General features: G+C 65.6%; 3 protein-coding genes. All 3 read right to left on the reverse strand.

What is annotated here, in order from left to right:
• A partial coding sequence (locus AC04L7_RS15720; protein ID WP_475513373.1) for a carbon starvation CstA family protein occupies positions 1-775 on the reverse strand: 775 nt, incomplete at its 3' end.
• 112 nt (positions 776-887) lie between these two features.
• Positions 888-1,901, reverse strand: coding sequence for a magnesium/cobalt transporter CorA (corA, locus tag AC04L7_RS15725; protein WP_435999880.1), 1,014 nt, complete (start codon positions 1,899-1,901; stop codon positions 888-890).
• A gap of 138 nt (positions 1,902-2,039) precedes the next feature.
• On the reverse strand, positions 2,040-2,950 hold a 911-nt coding region (locus AC04L7_RS15730; protein WP_475513374.1), incomplete at its 5' end, for a glycoside hydrolase family 97 C-terminal domain-containing protein.

Genomic DNA, 2,950 nt, shown 5'->3' on the forward strand with positions numbered 1-2,950 from the left:
GCATCCAGGTGATCTGGGTGCCGGTGAAGGTGAACGCCGGACCCCACGTGGGATGCGCGCCGACCTTGCCGCCGAACCAGATGGCCAGCAGCAGCAGGATGATGCCGACCACCGAGATCTCGCCGATCTTCCCCGGGCGGATGTAGCGCATGTAGATGCCCATGAAGATCGCAATGGGCATCGTGGCGATCACCGTGAACATGCCCCACGGGCTTTCGGCCAGCGCCTTCACCACGATCATCGCCAGCACCGCCAGGATGATGATCATGATCAGGAACGCGCCGAATAGCGCGATGGTGCCTGCCACCTGGCCCATTTCCTCGCGAACCAGATCACCCAGCGAACGGCCGTTGCGACGGCTCGAGATGAACAGGACCATGAAGTCCTGCACCGCGCCCGCCAGCACCACGCCGGCGATCAGCCAGAGCATGCCGGGCAGGTAGCCCATCTGCGCGGCGAGCACCGGGCCCACCAGCGGGCCAGCACCTGCGATGGCGGCGAAGTGGTGGCCGAACAGCACGTGCTTGTTGGTGGGCACGTAGTCCAGGCCATCGTTGTGGATGTGGGCGGGGGTCGCGCGGGTGGGATCCAGCCCCATCACGTTCTTCGCGATGTACAGGCTGTAGTAGCGGTACGCCACCAAGTAGATGGACACCGCCGCCACGACGATCCACAGCGCGCTGATCTGCTCGCCCTGGCGCAGTGCCACCACGCCCAGGCACACCGCGCCGAGCAGCGCGAGCGCTGCCCAACCGATCTTGGAAAAACCGTTCATTCGGGAACCCTCCGACAAGTCGGGACAAGGGTCGCCCCATGCACGAGGCCGGTCAATCCGTAATGGCCGATTCAGCCTTCGACTTTGGTCGCAGTCCGCAAGCGTACTGGCATCAGAGCCAGCGAGAGCGCTTGAACAGTCGGTACAGGCCGAAACACGCCAGCGCCACGCCCGCGATCAGGACGGGGTAGGCGAAGCGTCCGCCGAGTTCCGGCATGTGTTCGAAGTTCATGCCGTACCAGCTGGTGATCAGGGTGGGCGCGGCGAGCAGCGCGGCCCAGGCACCCAGGCGTTTGACGATCTCGCCCTGGGCCAGCGTCACCAGCGAGAGGTTCACGCTGAGTGCCGTCGTCAGCATTTCGCGCAGCGTGTCGGTGTATTCGTTGACACGCAGCACATGGTCCTGCACGTCGCGGAAGTACAGCCGCACCTCTTCGGGGATCAGCGTGCTCTGCGAGCGGGTCAGCTGCGCCAGCACGTCCTGCAGCGGCGCCACCGCCAGACGCATCTGGGTCAGCTCGCGCTTCAGTTCGTACAGCTTCACCACCGTCACCCGGCGATAGGTGTCGGCGAAGATGTCCTTCTCCAGCGTGTCCAGCGTCTGCTTGAACTGGTCGATGATCGGCCGGTAGTTGTCGACGATGTAGTCGAGCACCGCATAGAGTCCATACGACGGACCGAGCGCGAGCAGGTCGGGTTCGCGCTGCACGCGCTCGCGCACCGGCGCATACGACAGCGACGCGCCGTGGCGCACGGTCACCAGGTAGCGCGGGCCGAGGAAGGCGTGGGTTTCGCCGAACCTGATGCGGTCGTCCACCACCTGCGCGGTATGCACGGCCACGAACAGCGAGTTGCCGTAGGCCTCCAGCTTCGGTCGCTGGTGTGCGTTCTGCGCGTCCTCGACGGCAAGGTCGTGCAGGCAGAACTCCTCCTGCAGCTTCTCCAGGATGGCGTCCGCCGGCTCGTACAGCCCCACCCAGATGAAGCTGCCGTCGTCGACGGCCAGCACATCGCTGATCTCGTCCAGGCTGATATCGCGTCGCTTCCCGCCTTTGTCGTATACCACGCAGTTGATGACGCACTGGGGCAGGGCGGGCTTCGTGTCGACGGTCGCGAGATCATTCATGGCGGGAATCGTGCGCCACGGAGCCGCGTCCGACAAGCCCGGTCCGCTGTTGTGGGAGCGACGTCAGTCGCGATGGCCGGTCTAGTACATCGCTGATCCTGGTTCGCGACTTACGTCGCTCCCACAACCAGGTCCACTTCACTGGGCGACGAAGCGGATCGCCTGGCCGCCACCCGGTGCCAGCTTCAGCGTCAGCGTGTCGCCGCGCGTCACGCTGCGCTCCTCGATCGCGATGTCCTGCGGCGCGGTCTTCCAGTTGGCCTTGTCGCCGTCGCGGTAGATCTGCGCGGTGTAACGACGGCCTTCGTCGAGGAACGACAACGGCACGCTGAGCGTGCGGCCGTCTTCGTCGGTCAGCGCGCCGAGGTACCAGTTCGGGCCGCCGCGCTCTTTGCGGGCGATGGTCACGTAGTCGCCCACTTCACCGTTCAGCACGCGGGTGTCGTCCCAGTCCACCGGCACGTCCTTGATGAACTGGAACGGCGCCGGGTTCTTCTCATAGTTCTCGAGGAGATCCGCGGCCATCTGCAGCGGGCTGTAGATGACGACATACAGCGAGAGCTGCTTGGCCCAGGTGGTGGCAATGCCGTCGGTGGAGCGCGTCTTCATGCCGAAGATGCCCGGCGTGTAGTCCATCGGCCCGGCGAGCAGGCGGGTGAACACCAGGTTGGCCTCGTGCTCCGGCGGATTGCCGGGCTGGCCCCAGGCGCTGAACTCCATGCCGCGCGCGCCTTCTCGGGTGATCCAGTTCGGATAGGTGCGGCGCAGGCCGCTGTCCTTGATCGGCTCGTGCGGATTGACAGCGATATGGCGCTTCGCCGCCTCGGTCACCACCTTCAGGTGGTGGCGCGCCATGTCCTGTCCCTCGTGCCACGCATAGTGGCGCTTGCCGTCGGTGCCGGTGACCTTGGCCTGGCTGGCATCGGCCACATAGCCGGTCTTCACCGCCGGCACGCCGACGCGCTGGTACAGGTCGAACGCGGCATCGAGTTGCGACTCGTAATGCGCGGCGTTGCCCGAAGTCTCGTGGTGGCCGATCAGCACCACGT

Source organism: Pseudoxanthomonas sp. LjRoot204_2 (genome assembly GCF_056175765.1).

Coding starts and splice junctions, on each gene's coding strand:
- corA (WP_435999880.1), bottom strand. CDS start 1,901: ATGAATGATCTCGCGACCGTCGACACGAAGCCCGCCCTGCCCCAGTGC.